General features: G+C 72.0%; 12 protein-coding genes. 3 read left to right on the top strand and 9 right to left on the bottom strand.

Going from position 1 to position 14,747, the window contains the following annotated elements; genetic code table 11:
• Nucleotides 1–221: 221 nt before the first annotated feature.
• Nucleotides 222–845: a hypothetical protein gene (locus tag SYYSPA8_RS35585; RefSeq protein WP_323451602.1), complete on the top strand. Its 624-nt coding sequence runs from the start codon at nucleotides 222–224 to the stop codon at nucleotides 843–845.
• Nucleotides 846–1,101: 256 nt separating this feature from the next.
• Here the strand turns inward: SYYSPA8_RS35585 and SYYSPA8_RS35590 are convergent, their stop codons facing one another.
• From SYYSPA8_RS35590 to SYYSPA8_RS35610, 5 genes are all read right to left on the bottom strand, one after another.
• Nucleotides 1,102–1,704, bottom strand: a complete 603-nt coding sequence (locus SYYSPA8_RS35590; protein WP_323451603.1) for a hypothetical protein — start codon at nucleotides 1,702–1,704, stop codon at nucleotides 1,102–1,104.
• 81 nt (nucleotides 1,705–1,785) lie between these two features.
• The gene (locus tag SYYSPA8_RS35595) at nucleotides 1,786–2,493 is read right to left on the bottom strand and encodes a ribonuclease HII (RefSeq protein WP_323451604.1); all 708 of its coding nucleotides are present in this window, start codon (nucleotides 2,491–2,493) and stop codon (nucleotides 1,786–1,788) included.
• Between the two features lie 411 nt (nucleotides 2,494–2,904).
• On the bottom strand, nucleotides 2,905–3,822 hold the full coding sequence (locus SYYSPA8_RS35600) for an ADP-ribosylglycohydrolase family protein (protein ID WP_323451605.1): 918 nt from the start codon (nucleotides 3,820–3,822) through the stop codon (nucleotides 2,905–2,907).
• A 12-nt stretch (nucleotides 3,823–3,834) separates the two neighbouring features.
• The gene (locus SYYSPA8_RS35605; protein ID WP_323451606.1) at nucleotides 3,835–4,494 is read right to left on the bottom strand and encodes a histidine phosphatase family protein; all 660 of its coding nucleotides are present in this window, start codon (nucleotides 4,492–4,494) and stop codon (nucleotides 3,835–3,837) included.
• Between the two features lie 199 nt (nucleotides 4,495–4,693).
• On the bottom strand, nucleotides 4,694–5,299 hold the full coding sequence (locus SYYSPA8_RS35610; protein ID WP_323451607.1) for a YdbC family protein: 606 nt from the start codon (nucleotides 5,297–5,299) through the stop codon (nucleotides 4,694–4,696).
• Nucleotides 5,300–5,500: 201 nt separating this feature from the next.
• Between SYYSPA8_RS35610 and SYYSPA8_RS35615 the strand changes: the two genes are divergently transcribed.
• Nucleotides 5,501–6,031: a TerD family protein gene (locus SYYSPA8_RS35615; RefSeq protein WP_323451608.1), complete on the top strand. Its 531-nt coding sequence runs from the start codon at nucleotides 5,501–5,503 to the stop codon at nucleotides 6,029–6,031.
• A 153-nt stretch (nucleotides 6,032–6,184) separates the two neighbouring features.
• Here the strand turns inward: SYYSPA8_RS35615 and SYYSPA8_RS35620 are convergent, their stop codons facing one another.
• Both SYYSPA8_RS35620 and nrdR read right to left on the bottom strand, forming a co-directional pair.
• The gene (locus SYYSPA8_RS35620) at nucleotides 6,185–9,067 is read right to left on the bottom strand and encodes a vitamin B12-dependent ribonucleotide reductase (protein ID WP_323451609.1); all 2,883 of its coding nucleotides are present in this window, start codon (nucleotides 9,065–9,067) and stop codon (nucleotides 6,185–6,187) included.
• 172 nt (nucleotides 9,068–9,239) lie between these two features.
• Nucleotides 9,240–9,752, bottom strand: a complete 513-nt coding sequence (gene nrdR, locus SYYSPA8_RS35625; protein ID WP_323451610.1) for a transcriptional regulator NrdR — start codon at nucleotides 9,750–9,752, stop codon at nucleotides 9,240–9,242.
• Nucleotides 9,753–10,726: 974 nt separating this feature from the next.
• Here nrdR and lexA point away from each other — a divergent pair.
• Complete coding sequence (gene lexA / locus SYYSPA8_RS35630) at nucleotides 10,727–11,524, top strand: transcriptional repressor LexA (protein ID WP_323451611.1); 798 nt, start codon at nucleotides 10,727–10,729, stop codon at nucleotides 11,522–11,524.
• A 171-nt stretch (nucleotides 11,525–11,695) separates the two neighbouring features.
• Here lexA and SYYSPA8_RS35635 read toward each other — a convergent pair whose 3' ends face one another.
• Together SYYSPA8_RS35635 and SYYSPA8_RS35640 are read right to left on the bottom strand one after the other, a co-directional pair.
• The gene (locus SYYSPA8_RS35635; RefSeq protein ID WP_323451612.1) at nucleotides 11,696–13,666 is read right to left on the bottom strand and encodes an ATP-dependent DNA helicase; all 1,971 of its coding nucleotides are present in this window, start codon (nucleotides 13,664–13,666) and stop codon (nucleotides 11,696–11,698) included.
• 118 nt (nucleotides 13,667–13,784) lie between these two features.
• On the bottom strand, nucleotides 13,785–14,669 hold the full coding sequence (locus SYYSPA8_RS35640) for a GNAT family N-acetyltransferase (RefSeq protein ID WP_323451613.1): 885 nt from the start codon (nucleotides 14,667–14,669) through the stop codon (nucleotides 13,785–13,787).
• Nucleotides 14,670–14,747: the final 78 nt, after the last annotated feature.

Here is a 14,747-nt window from a genome sequence, read left to right on the forward strand (position 1 = left end):
GCCGTGCGCGGAGCCTTTGAAGGGGTCCGCGAGAAGGGATATCCGCGTCATACCCCCTGATTCCTGCCGGTGGCGTCAAATTGCTCGTTGCCGCACGCCGGTGGGACAGCAAGAATTGGAAACGCTCCCCACACGGCCCTTCGCGGCACGCCAGGGCTGTGTCGTGGTGCGCCCTCACCCGACCCTGCCCGCACTGTGGGCGCGTATGCGAAGGGAGGACTGTGACCTTCGGATTCGCTTCGTCCGCAGCCTCGATGGGCAAGCCGGCCAACTCCGCCGGCCGGCTTCGGACACTGGAGCCCGCCGAATGGGCCGACGCGGGAATACCCCTGCTGCGGAGCCCCAGAGAGGTCGTCAGCGGACTGCACGCCCGCCACCGGCCGACACCGACGACCGCGGTTGTCGCGGTACTCGACCCCGAGGAACGTCTGATGGCGAGCGCCTCGTTCGCCCGGCGTTCCGCCCCGGCCGACGGCTGGGACTTCCGCAACGCCCTGCTGGCGCATCTCCGCCGGGTGATCCCCCACGATCTGCGCCGCCGCACGCCCGTGCGCACCGCCATCCTGCTCTACTGCCGTGAGGGCGACGAGCGGTGGACCGAGGAGGACGGGGCCTGGATGTGGGGCCTGCGGGACGCCTGCACCCTGCACGGGCTGCGGTGCGGCGCGTACATCACCCTGACCCGCGGCGGCTGGCAGGTCCTGGGCGAGGGCCGGGGCGGCCGCAGGCCCAATCTGACGTCGGACCCCGGCGATCTGGCCGAGGTGTCGGCCTCGGTCGAACCGCTGGAGCTGCGGACCGCCAGCGGCGCTCCGGAGGCACTGCGGCGGACGGCCGCCCGCTGAGACCGTGCCCATGAGACCGTGTGAGACCGTGCCGATGAGATCGCGCTGAAGCCGGCCGGGGGCCGGTGCGTCCGGCGCCCCGGCCGGGTGCACGCCCCGGGAAGCCCGGTTCCGTTCCCCGGTCACCGGGACCCGGCCCGGCAGCGCTCCGTACCCGGTGGCAGCGGACAGCAGGGAGCCCCGGCCCGCAGGGTCTGTCCGGTGGATCGGACAGACCCCGGGCACGGGGTCCCGGCGGTCCCGGCGGCCCTGACGATCAGGCGTGGGCGCCGAGCGCCGCGTTGATCACCTGCGGTTCACCGCAGACGATCAGCAGCGCCCCGGCCTTGGCCAGCGCCGGGGGCAGCACCGTGGCGGCCGCCGCCTCGCCGCCCCCGTTGAGCGCGACCACGACCACGGGCCGGGTCGCGGCCCGGGCCACCGCGGCGGCGTCGGCGTAGAAGACGTCGTCGCCGGCGTCGTGCTGCGCCCAGTAGGCGGCTTCGCCGAAGGACAGCTCGTGCACGGCCCACGGGTGCTGGTCACCGGTGGTCAGCAGCAGCACATCGCCGGGCGGGCGGCCGCTGTCGAGCAGCAGGTCCACCGCTTCCTCGGCGGCGTCGAGCGCGCCGTCCGCCGGAGCGGGGATCAGCTGGACCTGGGGCTGGGAAGGGTCCTTGGCCACAGCGGCGGGGGCAGGGGCGCGCGGCGGCGCGGGCCTGGCCGGGCCGGGGCCCGGGCTTCCGGGACGCGGCGAGGCCATGGAACGCGGACCGGGAACAGGACGGGGGGTCGGCGCGGGCCGGCCGGCGGTGGCCGGAGTGACGCGGGGACCCTGGGCGCTCTCGTGAATCTGAGGCTCCTCGGGAAGGAGAGGCATGGGGGATGTCTATCAAATGCCGGTGAGAACGGCATAGTCAGGTGCGCACATTTGTGCGATCGCCCTGGTCTCAGGGCTGGTTCAGAAGTCGAAGCCGAGCTGGCCCCCGCTCTCCAACGCCGCAGCTCCGGCGGACACGGGCACCCGTGTCTTCTTCAGATGCCGCCACTGGGGCAGCCCGTCCAGATAGGCCCAGGACAGCCGGTGATAGGGCGTGGGCCCCCGCTGCTCCAGCGCCGCCTTGTGCACGGGCGAGGGATAGCCCGCGTTGTCGGCGAACGCGAAGTCGGCGTACTCCCCGGGGAGTTCGGCCATGATCGCGTCCCGCCGGACCTTGGCGATCACGGAGGCGGCCGCGACCGCGATACAGGACTGGTCCCCCTTGATGACCGTACGCACGGTCCAGGGCGCACCCAGGTAGTCGTGCTTGCCGTCGAGGATCACGGCGTCGGGGCGGATCGGCAGCCCCTCCAGCGCACGGCAGGCGGCGAGCCGCAGCGCGGCCGTCATGCCCAGCTCGTCGATCTCCTCGGGCGAGGCGTGGCCCAGCGCGTGCGCCGTGACCCACTGCTCCAGCTCGGCGGCGATCTCGTCCCGGCGCTTGGGCGTGAGCAGCTTGGAATCGGTCAGTCCGGCGGGCGCGCGGCGCAGACCGGTGATCGCGGCGCACACCGTGACGGGACCGGCCCACGCGCCGCGGCCGACCTCGTCGACCCCGGCGACGATCCTGGCTCCGGTGCGGGCCCGGATCGAGCGCTCGACTGTGTGGGTGGGTGGTTCATAGGGCATGGCGCCAGCAAGGTTACGCCGCCGCACCCCCCGGGCGACAACCGGATTCCCCTCACTCTTCGCGCCGGTGTCCGGGAGCGACCGGTGCCGCCGCCCCGGAACGCTCGACTCCGGTGTCCGGGGGCTACCGGAGCCACGGTCACAGCCCGTCCACCGGATCCGACACTTTGCTTTTGCATAGTTCGAGTGGGGCAAGTCGCCGCCCGCGCCGACACCCGACCCTCCGGGCCGTCACAGACTCCCGACAAGCCACGGACCAGGCCACTCATGGGCGTACGTACGGAATTCACCGCCGCCACGCCGTGGCGGCCCGCACCTCACCGCGCCCCGGCGGGGTCCACCCGTACCACTGCCCCTCGTATCGAAATGCACGATAGCGAACGTTCACAAATCGCAGGAAGGGCACCCCGCTCAGCGCCCCCGGCGGGGGAGCCACCCGGGCAGGTCCTCGGTGGCCGCGAGCCAGTCGGCCGGGGGCCGGCCCGACGCGCCCGCCGCCACCACGCCGCCGACGATCGCGCAGGTCGTGTCCACGTCGCCGCCCACCTGCGCGGTCGTCCAGAAGGCGCGCTCGAAGTCGCCGAGCGAGCGCGCGGCGGACCAGAGGGCGAAGGGCACCGTGTCATGGGCGCTGGTGCGCCGGCCGCTGCCGAGGACGGCGGCGACGGTGGCGGCGTCGTCGTAGTCGAGCATGTCCCGGGCCCGGCGCAGCCCCGCCCCCACGGCGCTGCGGGGCACCAGGGCGACGACGCCGTCGAGCAGTTCACCGGGCGAGGGCGGCCCCGACGGGTTCGCGGCGATCGCGGCGGCGGCGGCCACGGCCATCGCGCCGACGACGGCCTCCCGGTGCTGGTGCGTGGTGTACGAGGAGATCTCGGCCTGGTGGGTGGCCTGCTCGGGGTCGTCCGCGTACCAGGCGCCGAGCGGGGCGATCCGCATCGCGGACCCGTTGCCCCAGGACCCCTGGCCGTTGAAGAGGGCGGCGGCGAGTTCTCGCCAGTCCCCGCCCTCCCTGATCAGCCGGAGCATGCGGTTGACGGCGGGGCCGTAGCCGCGGTCGAAGTCGTGGTGGTCGGCGAAGGAACGGGCCAGCGCGTCCTGGTCCACCCGGCCGTGGCCGGTGAGCACGGCCAGCACCGAGCAGGCCATCTCGGTGTCGTCGGTCCACTGCCAGGGACCGGGCGGCGGCTCGTTCCGCTTCAGCAGGGGGTGATGGGCGGGTACGAAGAACTGGGAGCCCAGGGCGTCTCCCACGGACAGCCCGCGCAGGCTGTCCCAGGCGCGTGCGAAACGGCTCTCTTCACAGAAGGCGGCGGTATCGGAGATCATCTCCCTCCCACTCTAGCCGGTGGCCCCGTACGGCTGGGGGGTGCACCACCGGTCGAAGGGCCGGTCCAGCGAGTAGCGCCCCTTCTCGCCGAGGGTCAGCACCCGCATCTCGCCGTTGCCGGGGTTGGAGAGCGACTCGAACTCGGCGACCGTCCAGTGGAACCAGCGCATGCAGAACAGCCGCATGGTGAGTCCATGGGTCACCAGCAGCACGTTCGGCGGGTGGTCGGGCGCGTCGAAGCTGCGGTACAGGCTCTCCAGGAAGGCCCCGACCCGGTCGTAGACGTCGGCCCCGGACTCGCCCTGCGCGAAGCGGTAGAAGAAGTGCCCGTAGGCGTCGCGGTAGGCCTTCTGGAGCCGTACGTCCTCGCGGTCCTGCCAGTTGCCCCAGTCCTGCTCCCGCAGCCGGGGCTCCTCGCGCACCCGGACGAGGGCGGGATCGAGGCCGAGGGCGCGGAACGTCTGATGGGTGCGGCGGTAGGGGGAGACATAGACGCTGACGCGCTCCCGGCCGAGGAGCGCGCGGATCCGGGTGCCGGCCTCCTCGGCCTGCGCCAGTCCCCGGGCGGTCAGCCGCAGCGCGTGGTCGGGCTCGCGTTCGTACACCGTGTCATCGGCGTTCCCCTCGGACTCGCCGTGCCGGACGAGGACGATACGTCGCGGTCTTCCCATGCCCCGACCCTAGAGCGGGCCGCCGGGGGCCGGGCGGTCGGGTCGGGTCCATCCGGCGTAGCCGCCGGTACGGTGCTGTGGCGCCCGCCCCGGCACACCGGCCCCACCCTTCACAAGGCCCCAGCGGCCCCAGCGGCCCCGGTGACCCCGAGAGCCCCGGTGGCCCTGCCCGTCACGGCGGCCCCGACAGCCGCCACGGTCACACGGTCCACGCGGGTTCGAGCGCGACCACGTCCCCCGCGAGCGCCGCCACGTCCGCCTCGGTCTGGGTCCGCAGCAGCAGCCGCTCCACCCGCTCCCTGCGGTACTTGCCGTGCTCGGCCTCCGACCGCCACATGGACATCACCAGGAACTCGTTCTCCGGCGCCGCGCCGAACAGCCCCCGGATCATGCCCGGCGAGCCCGCCATCGCCGGGTTCCACACCTTCTCCTGCATCAGGGTGTAGTGCTCGACGCGCTCCTCACGCACCTTGCAGTGCGCCACCCGCACCACGTCCGCGCCGGTGAACCGGGGCTCGAAGCCGGTCTTCACATCGAAGCGGTGGTCGAACAGCTTGACCTGGGCGTCCCGGTACGTGCCCGCCTGCCCGGAGGCCAGCCGGTCGTGGGACCGGGCCATGAAGGAGTCATAGAACGCCCGGCTCTCCCAGAAGGCGAACACATGGGCGACATGGGGGAGCGCCCGGCTCCACCCCCCGCCCTGTCCCCGGAATCCCGGCTCACCCAGCAGCCCCGCCCACTTCCGCTGTCCCCGTTCGAACCCACGACGGTCCACGACGGTGCAGCGAATCCACTTGACCAGCACCGCGCCATCGTACGGCCCTCTTCGCGGCGGGGGTCACTCCCCGAAAGGGGCCCGTCCCGCACGGGTCACCGGGCCCGTCACCGAAGCCACCGGAACGGCCGGAAAAGGCGTACACCCGCCAACTCCTCGCCCCGGGCCGCATCGAGCCGCTACGGTCGGTCAGGAGATGTGGTTTCGGCGGTCACGGGGAAGGGACGTCTGGTGAGCAGCCTGAGCAAGGGGGTCGGCACGGTCGAGGTCGCCCTGCGGTGGGATCCGAGTCCGATGGGCGCGGCCCCGCACGATCTGGACATCGTCGCGGCCACCTATCCGGCCGACGCGCCGATGGGGGATCCCGCGTACGTCGTGCACTTCGACAGCCGGTCCCCCGACGGCACGATCGGTCTGGCCCGGGACAGCAGGACCGGTCAGGGCTTCGGCTTCGACGAGGTGCTGAAGGCGGAGCTGACCCGGCTCGCCCCGGTGTACGGCCGGGTCGTGGTGGGGGTGGTCGTCCAGCAGAAACACGGCCGGCTCACCCTGGGCGAGGTGGCCGGCACGCTGGTCAGGGTCTCCGAGGGCCCGGCGGAGCTGTGGAAGGACGACCTCTCGGGCCTCGCCGGTTTCACGGCGGCGGTCGTCGCGGAGTTCGTCCGGACCGCTCCGGGGGTGTGGGAGCACCGGCCGCTGCTGCGCGGCATGGACGCCGATCCGCAGACGTTCCTGAACCTGATGGGCCGCGCCGGGGCCTGACCCGGGGCCGGGGCGGCGAGCAGGGCGGTACGGCGGTACGCCGAAGGGCGCCGGCACGGAGCCGGCGCCCTTCGCGGCCACGACGGTGCGTGGCGGTGGTGCATCAGCCGATGTCAGCCGACGACAGTCGGTGACATCCGGTATCAGCCGGTGTCAGCTGCAACCGCTGGTCGAGCCGCAGCCCTCGCAGATGTAGCAGGAGCCGGCGCGCTGCATCTTGGTCCCGCAGGAGAAGCAGAGCGGGGCGTCCGCGCTGATGCCCAGCTGCATCTCGACCAGCTCGGCCGAGGTGTGCGCCTGCTTCGGCTCGGGGGCCGGCGTGGGCACGGCGACCAGCTGCTGGACCTGCTGGACGGGAGCGGACTGGGCCAGGCCCTCGACGTCCATCTCCTCCTCGCCGGCCGGCTCGTAGGAACCGGTGTCCAGGTGGCGCTGGCGCTCCTCGGCGGAGTGGATGCCGAGCGCCGAGCGGGTCTCGAAGGGCAGGAAGTCCAGCGCCAGGCGGCGGAAGATGTAGTCGACGATCGACTGCGCCATCCGCACGTCCGGGTCGTCCGTCATACCGGCCGGCTCGAACCGCATGTTGGTGAACTTGGAGACGTATGTCTCCAGCGGGACGCCGTACTGGAGGCCGACCGAGACGGCGATGGAGAAGGCGTCCATCATGCCCGCGAGGGTGGACCCCTGCTTGGACATCTTGAGGAAGACCTCGCCGAGACCGTCGTCCGGGTAGGAGTTGGCGGTCATGTAGCCCTCGGCGCCGCCGACCGTGAAGGAGGTCGTGATGCCGGGACGGCCCTTCGGGAGGCGCTTGCGGACCGGGCGGTACTCGACCACCTTCTCGACCGCGGCCCGGATGGTGCCCTCGGTCTTCTCGGTGATCTCGGTCTTCTCCTGCTCCTTCTTCTTCGCGGAGAGGGGCTGGCCGACCTTGCAGTTGTCGCGGTAGATGGCGAGCGCCTTGACGCCCATCTTCCACGCCTCGAAGTAGACCTCCTCGACGTCCTCGACGGTCGCCGTCTCCGGCAGGTTGACCGTCTTGGAGAGGGCGCCCGAGATCCACGGCTGGATCGCGGCCATCATCCGGACGTGGCCCATCGCGGAGATGGAACGCTCGCCCATGGCGCAGTCGAAGACCTCGTAGTGCTCGGTCTTCAGGGCGGGGGCGTCGATGACGTTGCCGTTCTCGGCGATGTGCTCGACGATCGCCTCGATCTGCTCGGCCTGGTAGCCGAGGCGGCGCAGCGCCTGCGGGACGGTGCCGTTGACGATCTGCATCGAGCCGCCGCCGACCAGCTTCTTGAACTTGACCAGCGCGAGGTCGGGCTCCAGGCCGGTGGTGTCGCAGGACATCGCGAGACCGATGGTGCCGGTGGGGGCGATGACCGACGCCTGGGCGTTGCGGAAACCGTTCTTCGCGCCGAGGCGGAGGACGTCCTGCCAGGCCTCCGTCGCCGCGGCCCAGATCGAGGTGTCCAGGTCGTCCACGCGGACGGCGACGTCGTTGGCGTCGGCGTGCTGCCGCATGACCCGGTTGTGGGGGTCGGCGTTGCGGGCGTAGCCGTCGTACGCGCCGACCACGGCGGCCAGCTCGGCGGAGCGGCGGTAGGAGGTGCCGGTCATCAGGGAGGTGATGGCACCGGCGAGGGCGCGGCCGCCGTCGCTGTCGTAGGCGTGGCCGGTGGCCATCAGCAGCGCGCCGAGGTTGGCGTAGCCGATGCCCAGCTGGCGGAAGGCGCGGGTGTTCTCACCGATCTTCTGGGTGGGGAAGTCGGCGAAGCAGATGGAGATGTCCATCGCGGTGATGACCAGCTCGACGACCTTGGCGAAGCGCACGGCGTCGAAGGACTGGTTGCCCTCGCCGTCGTCGTTCAGGAACTTCATCAGGTTGAGCGAGGCGAGGTTGCAGGACGTGTTGTCCAGGTGCATGTACTCGCTGCACGGGTTCGAGCCGTTGATCCGGCCGGACTCGGGGCAGGTGTGCCAGTGGTTGATGGTGTCGTCGTACTGGATGCCCGGGTCGGCGCAGGCCCAGGCGGCCTCGGCCATCTTGCGGAAGAGCGACTTGGCGTCGACCTCCTCGATGGTCTCGCCGGTCATACGGGCCCGCAGCCCGAACTTCCCGCCGGACTCGACGGCGCGCATGAACTCGTCGTTCACGCGGACCGAGTTGTTGGCGTTCTGGTACTGGACGGACGTGATGTCGTCGCCGCCCAGGTCCATGTCGAAGCCCGCGTCGCGCAGGGCGCGGATCTTCTCCTCTTCCTTCACCTTGGTCTCGATGAAGCTCTCGATATCGGGGTGGTCGACATCGAGAATGACCATCTTGGCCGCGCGGCGGGTGGCGCCGCCCGACTTGATGGTGCCGGCGGAGGCGTCGGCTCCACGCATAAAGGAAACCGGGCCGGAGGCATTGCCGCCGGAGGAGAGCAGTTCCTTGGAGGAACGGATCCGGGAAAGGTTCAGACCGGCGCCGGAACCCCCCTTGAAGATCATGCCCTCTTCCTTGTACCACTCCAGGATCGACTCCATGGAGTCGTCGACGGAGAGGATGAAGCAGGCGGAGACCTGCTGCGGCTGGGGGGTGCCGACGTTGAACCACACCGGGGAGTTGAAGCTGAAGATCTGGTGCAGGAGCGCGTACGCCAGCTCGTGTTCAAAGATCTCGGCGTCGGCGGGCGTGGCGAAGTACTGGTACTCCTCGCCGGCCTTCCGATAGGTCTGCACGATCCGGTCGATGAGCTGCTTCAGACCGGTTTCGCGCTGGGGAGTGCCGACGGCCCCACGGAAGTACTTGCTGGTGACGATGTTGACCGCGTTCACCGACCAGAAGTCGGGAAACTCGACGCCGCGCTGCTCGAAGTTGACCGAGCCGTCGCGCCAATTGGTCATGACGACGTCACGGCGCTCCCAGACCACCTCGTCGTACGGGTGCACGCCGGGAGTGGTGTGGATGCGCTCGATACGCAGACCCTTGGCGGCCTTGGATCCCTTGGCGCGGGACCCTCGTGCCGGGCCGCTCGTCGTCTCTGTCATGCCGCCTCCCATATACGGGCAAAAACGCCCTGAAGTGCCCAGAACTTCCCGGGGCACAGTTTGTGTGTGGTGTCGCGGGCACCCCAAGCACCCGTGACGGATCTTGTTTGTCGCGCGACGGCCCGTCCGCCGGTCCGTCCGGCCGGGGCCTGGCCCGCCGCGCGAGCGCCGCTCAGTCGGCGGCGCTGGCGGGCACGGGCACCACGGGCGTACCGCCGGTGCCGCGCCGCTCCGCGGGCGGCCGGTGTTCGCGGAGTTCCGCGATGGCCGCCTCGAAGTCCTCAAGTGTGTCGAAGGCCCGGTAGACCGACGCGAAGCGCAGGTAGGCGACCAGGTCCAGCTCCTGAAGCGGGCCGAGTATGGCCAGCCCCACGTCGTGGGTGGTCAGCTCGGCGCTGCCGGTGGCGCGCACCGCCTCCTCGACCCGCTGGCCGAGCTGGGCGAGGGCGTCCTCGGTGACCGGACGCCCCTGGCACGCCTTGCGCACCCCGGAAATGACCTTGGTCCGGCTGAACGGCTCGGTCACGCCACTGCGCTTGACCACCATCAGGGAGGCGGTCTCGACGGTCGTGAACCGGCGGGAGCAGTCGGGGCACTGCCGACGGCGTCGGATCGACGTCCCGTCATCGGTGGTACGGCTGTCGACGACCCGGCTGTCGGGGTGCCTACAGAAGGGGCAGTGCACGGATCCGAACCCTCCTTCACGGCACGACAGATGCGCCTCGCCGAGGCTGTCGAGCCCTTCGAAGCAGTCCCCAGCATAGGCGATGGCCGACGCCCCGGAGGACGGGGGACCACAACTACTGGGTGGCACCCACAATCCAACCACTACATCTGGGGGTTTGGCGGCGTTGCGGCCCTAGCGCGTGTCGTGTGAGCGGGGACGATCGCACAGGGCGTACGGGCGGTGACGCCCCGGCGCGGGGCGACCGTCGGCGGGGCGTGTCCGCGGCGGTGCACAGAGCCACCGACGGGCGCGGAACGCCGCCGTCCGCAGGAACCGCCGGACCGCCGGACGACCCGCCGCGAGCCCGGACCCGACGGGCCGGGGCGCGGGGGGAACACCGGACCGGAGTGACGGAGTGACGCCGACGGGCGGCGGGGATTCCGCCACGCGGGCGTCCGGGATCCGCCAGGAGAGTACGGGAAAGGCCCGGCGCGGGCTTTCCGGAGCCGGTTTCCCGGGATTCGGGGCCGGAGGTGCGAAAATGATCCCGTCGGCCGGTCCGGCACAGCGCCGAACGTTACCGTAAGGACTGTCGTCACCGCACAACGACCCGGCCGGCGGGGCCCGCCGCACGACCCCCGCGGAGCCCTCGCACCAAGGGCGGCGGAGCCACCCCGGACACCGCCGCCGGAACCGGCCCGGTGCCGCCGTGGAACCGCCGCGGAACGGCACGGGGGCCACAGGGGAACCGCGGCAGGACCGCGCGGAGAACCCCCGCGGATCCGCACCCGGATCCGCACGCAGAACCGTACGCAGAACCGCACGCGGATCCGTACGCAGAACCGCAGTAGAACAAGGACACTCGCCTAATACACCTAATCGCTTACCCACGTAAGGTAATCCGCGATTTTTCACTCGAACGTGTGTTTGGCGCAACCTTTCGAAACCAACTACCGTTGTCCAGCTAGGGAGACCATTCGAGAGGGGCCGACGTGACCACCACCGCCGACAGTGCCACCATCACTGCGCAGGACCGCGCCCAGAACCGATTCGAGCCGGTGCATTCCATGACCGAGGCAACCACAGGTCCCGGAGGGGCCGACCCCGCCCGGGTCGCCGCCCGCTCCCTGCCCGGCCGCCCCCCGGGGATCAGGGCCGACAGCTCGGGGCTCACCGACCGGCAGCGGCGTGTCATCGAAGTCATTCGTGACTCCGTGCAGCGCCGGGGATACCCTCCGTCGATGCGTGAGATCGGCCAGGCCGTGGGGCTCTCCAGCACCTCGTCCGTCGCCCACCAGCTGATGGCCCTGGAGCGCAAGGGGTTCCTCCGCCGGGACCCCCACCGCCCCCGCGCCTACGAGGTGCGCGGCTCCGACCAGCCGACCGTGCAGCCCACCGACACCAGCGGCAAGCCCGCCGCCTCCTACGTCCCCCTCGTCGGCCGGATCGCCGCCGGCGGCCCCATCCTCGCCGAGGAGTCCGTCGAGGACGTCTTCCCCCTCCCCCGCCAGCTCGTCGGCGACGGTGAGCTGTTCGTCCTCAAGGTCGTCGGCGACTCCATGATCGAAGCCGCCATCTGCGACGGCGACTGGGTCACCGTCCGCCGCCAGCCCGTCGCGGAGAACGGGGACATCGTCGCCGCCATGCTCGACGGCGAGGCCACCGTCAAGCGCTTCAAGCGGGAGAACGGGCATGTCTGGCTCCTCCCGCACAACGCGTCGTACCAGCCCATCCCCGGCGACGAGGCGACCATCCTCGGCAAGGTCGTGGCAGTGCTGCGCCGCGTCTGACATGACTACCGCCGCCCCCGGACCGGGCCCCGGAACCCCACTGCGCCGGTTCCGGGGTCCTGCTCTGTCCCCTTCGGCCCGCCTCTTTGCCGACGGACGGGCGCCGGCCGGCCCCCGTCCCCCTCGGCTGCCGCCCCTGGTCCCGGCGCCGGTCGGTCAGGCGTCGGTCGGTCAGGCGTCGGCGGCCTTCGCCGTCGCGTCGATGGCCGCCAGCGAGCGCCGGGCCTGATTGCGGTCCGTCGTGAACCAGAAGTCCGGCAGGGACGCCCGGATGAAGCTCCCGTACCGGGCCGTCGCCAGCCGGGGATCCAGCACCGCGACCACCCCCCGGTCGCCCGTCGCCCGCACCAGCCGCCCCGCGCCCTGCGCCATCAGCAGCGCCGCGTGCGTCGCCGCGACCGCCATGAAGCCGTTCCCGCCGGCCTCCTCCACCGCCTTCTGCCGCGCGCTCATCAGCGGATCGTCCGGCCGGGGGAACGGAATCCGGTCCATGACCACCAGCTGACAGCTGGGGCCCGGCACATCCACCCCCTGCCAGAGCGAGAGCGTGCCGAAGAGACACGTCCCCGGGTCCGCGGCGAACGCCTTGATCAGCTCCCCGAGGGTCTCCTCGCCCTGGAGCAGGATCGGCCGGTCCAGCCGGGTCCGCAGCTCCTCGGCCGCCGCCTGCGCGGCCCGCATCGACGAGAACAGCCCGAGCGTGCGGCCCCCCGCCGCCTCCACCAGCTCGGCCAGCTCGTCCATCATGTCGCCACGGGACCCCTCCCGGCCCGGGGTCGCCAGATGGCGGGCGATGTACAGGATCCCCTGCTTCGGATAGTCGAAGGGCGACCCGACGTCGAGGCCCTTCCACACCGGGTCCTCGTCGCCGCCGGTCCCCTCGGGGGCGAGCCCCAGCGACGCCCCCACCCCGTTGAAGTCCCCGCCCAGCTTGAGCGTGGCGGACGTCAGCACCACCGACCGCTCCGTGAACAGCTTCTCCCGCAGCAGCCCCGAGACCGTCATCGGGGCGACCCGCAGCGAGGCGCCGAACCGGTCGTGCCGCTCGTACCACACCACGTCGTACTCGGAGCCCTGAAGGATCCGCTCCGCCACGTCGTGCACGTTCTCCACGGAGGCGAGGGCCTGCTTGCGGACCGCGTCCTCGTCGCGGACCGCGGCGTCCCGGGTCGACCCCAGGGCCGACACGACCGTACGGGAGGCGTCCCGCAGCGAGGCCAGGGCGTACCCCAGGTCCTCGGGGATCTCCTCCAGACGGCCGGGCAGGGCCAGCTCCATCAGCCGCTCGAAGGTCTCGGCGGCCGTCTGGAGGGCGTCCGCCACCTTCTCGTCCACCAGCTTGGCCGAGCGCCGCACGGCCCGGTTGACCTGCCCGGGGGTCAGCTCGCCGGTGGCGGCGCCGGTGACCCGGGAGACCAGCTCGTGCGCCTCGTCCACGATCAGCACCTCGTGCGGCGGCAGCACCGGGGCGCCCTCGATCGCGTCGATCGCCAGCAGCGCGTGGTTGGTGACGACCACATCGGCGAGCTTGGCCCGCTCCCTGGCAGCCTCGGCGAAGCACTCCGCCCCGTACGCGCACTTGCTCGCGCCCAGGCACTCCCGGGAGGTGACCGAGACCTGGGACCAGGCCCGGTCGGAGACGCCCGGCGTCAGCGCGTCCCGGTCGCCGGTCTCCGTCTCGTCGGCCCAGTCCCGCAGCCGCAGCAGGTCCTGGCCGAGCCGGCTGGTCGGCGCGGCGGCCTCGAACGGGTCGAACAGGCCCTCCTCCTCTTCCTGCGGCACCCCCTCGTGGAGCCGGTGCAGACAGAGATAGTTGGACCGCCCCTTGAGCATCGCGAACTCCGGGCGGCGGCGCAGCAGCGGATGCAGCGCCTCGACCGTACGCGGCAGATCGCGCTCGACCAGCTGGCGCTGGAGGGCCAGCGTCGCCGTGGCGATCACCACCCGCTCGCCGTGGGCCACCGACGGCACCAGATAGCCGAGGGACTTTCCGGTGCCGGTGCCGGCCTGGACGAGCAGATGGGAACCGTCGTCGACGGCCTCGGCGACGGCTTCGGCCATGGCGACCTGACCAGGCCGTTCCACACCGCCGACAGCGGCGACGGCGGCATGGAGGAGTTCGGGGAGGGATGGCTTCGTCATAGGCCGACCACCTTAAGGGGCCGCACCGACACGGCGCTGCGATCCCGCCATCCCGCACCCCTGAGGGGGGCGCACGAGGCTCCCCCGCGCGGCGCCGGTGCGCCGCCGCCTGCCGCGCTCAGAGCACATGCCGCAGCGCGCGGTCGCGGATCATGAGGGCGGCCCGTTTCCCCGGCAGATCGCACTCGGAGCAGAACCGGAATCCGCCGCTGAGGAAGGCCGAGACGGAGGGGGTGTTGCGGATGTCGGGCTCCGCGACCACCCGGGAGCAGCGCGGGCGGCGGTCGAGCACCAGCTCGGACACGGCCCGCAGCAGCGCGGTGCCGACCCCCCGGCCCCGGTGGGTGACCCCGCCGATCAGCACATGGAGTCCGGTGTCGTGGGGCCGGGCCGGATAGTGGCGGGCGAGGGGGTCGAGATCGGCCCGGTAGATCTCGAAGTAGCTCATCGGTACGGAGTCGAGGACCCCGAGGCAGGGCACGCAGCGGCCGTCGCCGTGCACCCGGGTCCGCAGATGGGCGGCGGTCACCGCCTCGGGTCCTGCCAGGTTCCAGAAGGCGGCCACGGCGGGGTCGTTCATCCAGTGGCTGATGAGCGCGAGATCCCGCTCGATACGGACGGGGACGAGACGGAACGCGCCGACCGGGGTCGGCAGGGCGCCCCAGGCCGCGACGCCGTCGAGCAGATCGCCCGCCGGGGCGGTGCCCGCGGAATCGGCGGAGTGGGCGGAGTCGGGGGCCGGGTGCGTGCGGCCGGGGTCCCCCGGCGGATCGACGTGCGGGTCCCGGGCCCTCTGGCCGCTCGTGTCCCCCGTGTCCCCCGTGTCCCTCGGGGGCGGCGGCGGGGGCTCGGCGAAGGGGGCGCCGCCGGGGAAGAATCTGCGGATGTCGTCGGAGAGCAGCAGTTCCAGGGTGTCCACGGCGCAGGGGTCCGGGGCGTTCGCCGGATCCCCGGCGAGCCGGGTGGCCGGACCGGGGCCGCTGCCCGCTTCGGTGGGAGGCACGCCGGCGCTCTCCTCTCGCTCTGGGGTCGGCCGGCACGGTCCCGGGCCCCGCGCGGAGTGTCCGGGCGGGGCGCGGAG

Origin of the sequence: Streptomyces yaizuensis, assembly GCF_034961445.1 — a bacterium.
GTDB lineage: Bacteria > Actinomycetota > Actinomycetes > Streptomycetales > Streptomycetaceae > Streptomyces > Streptomyces yaizuensis.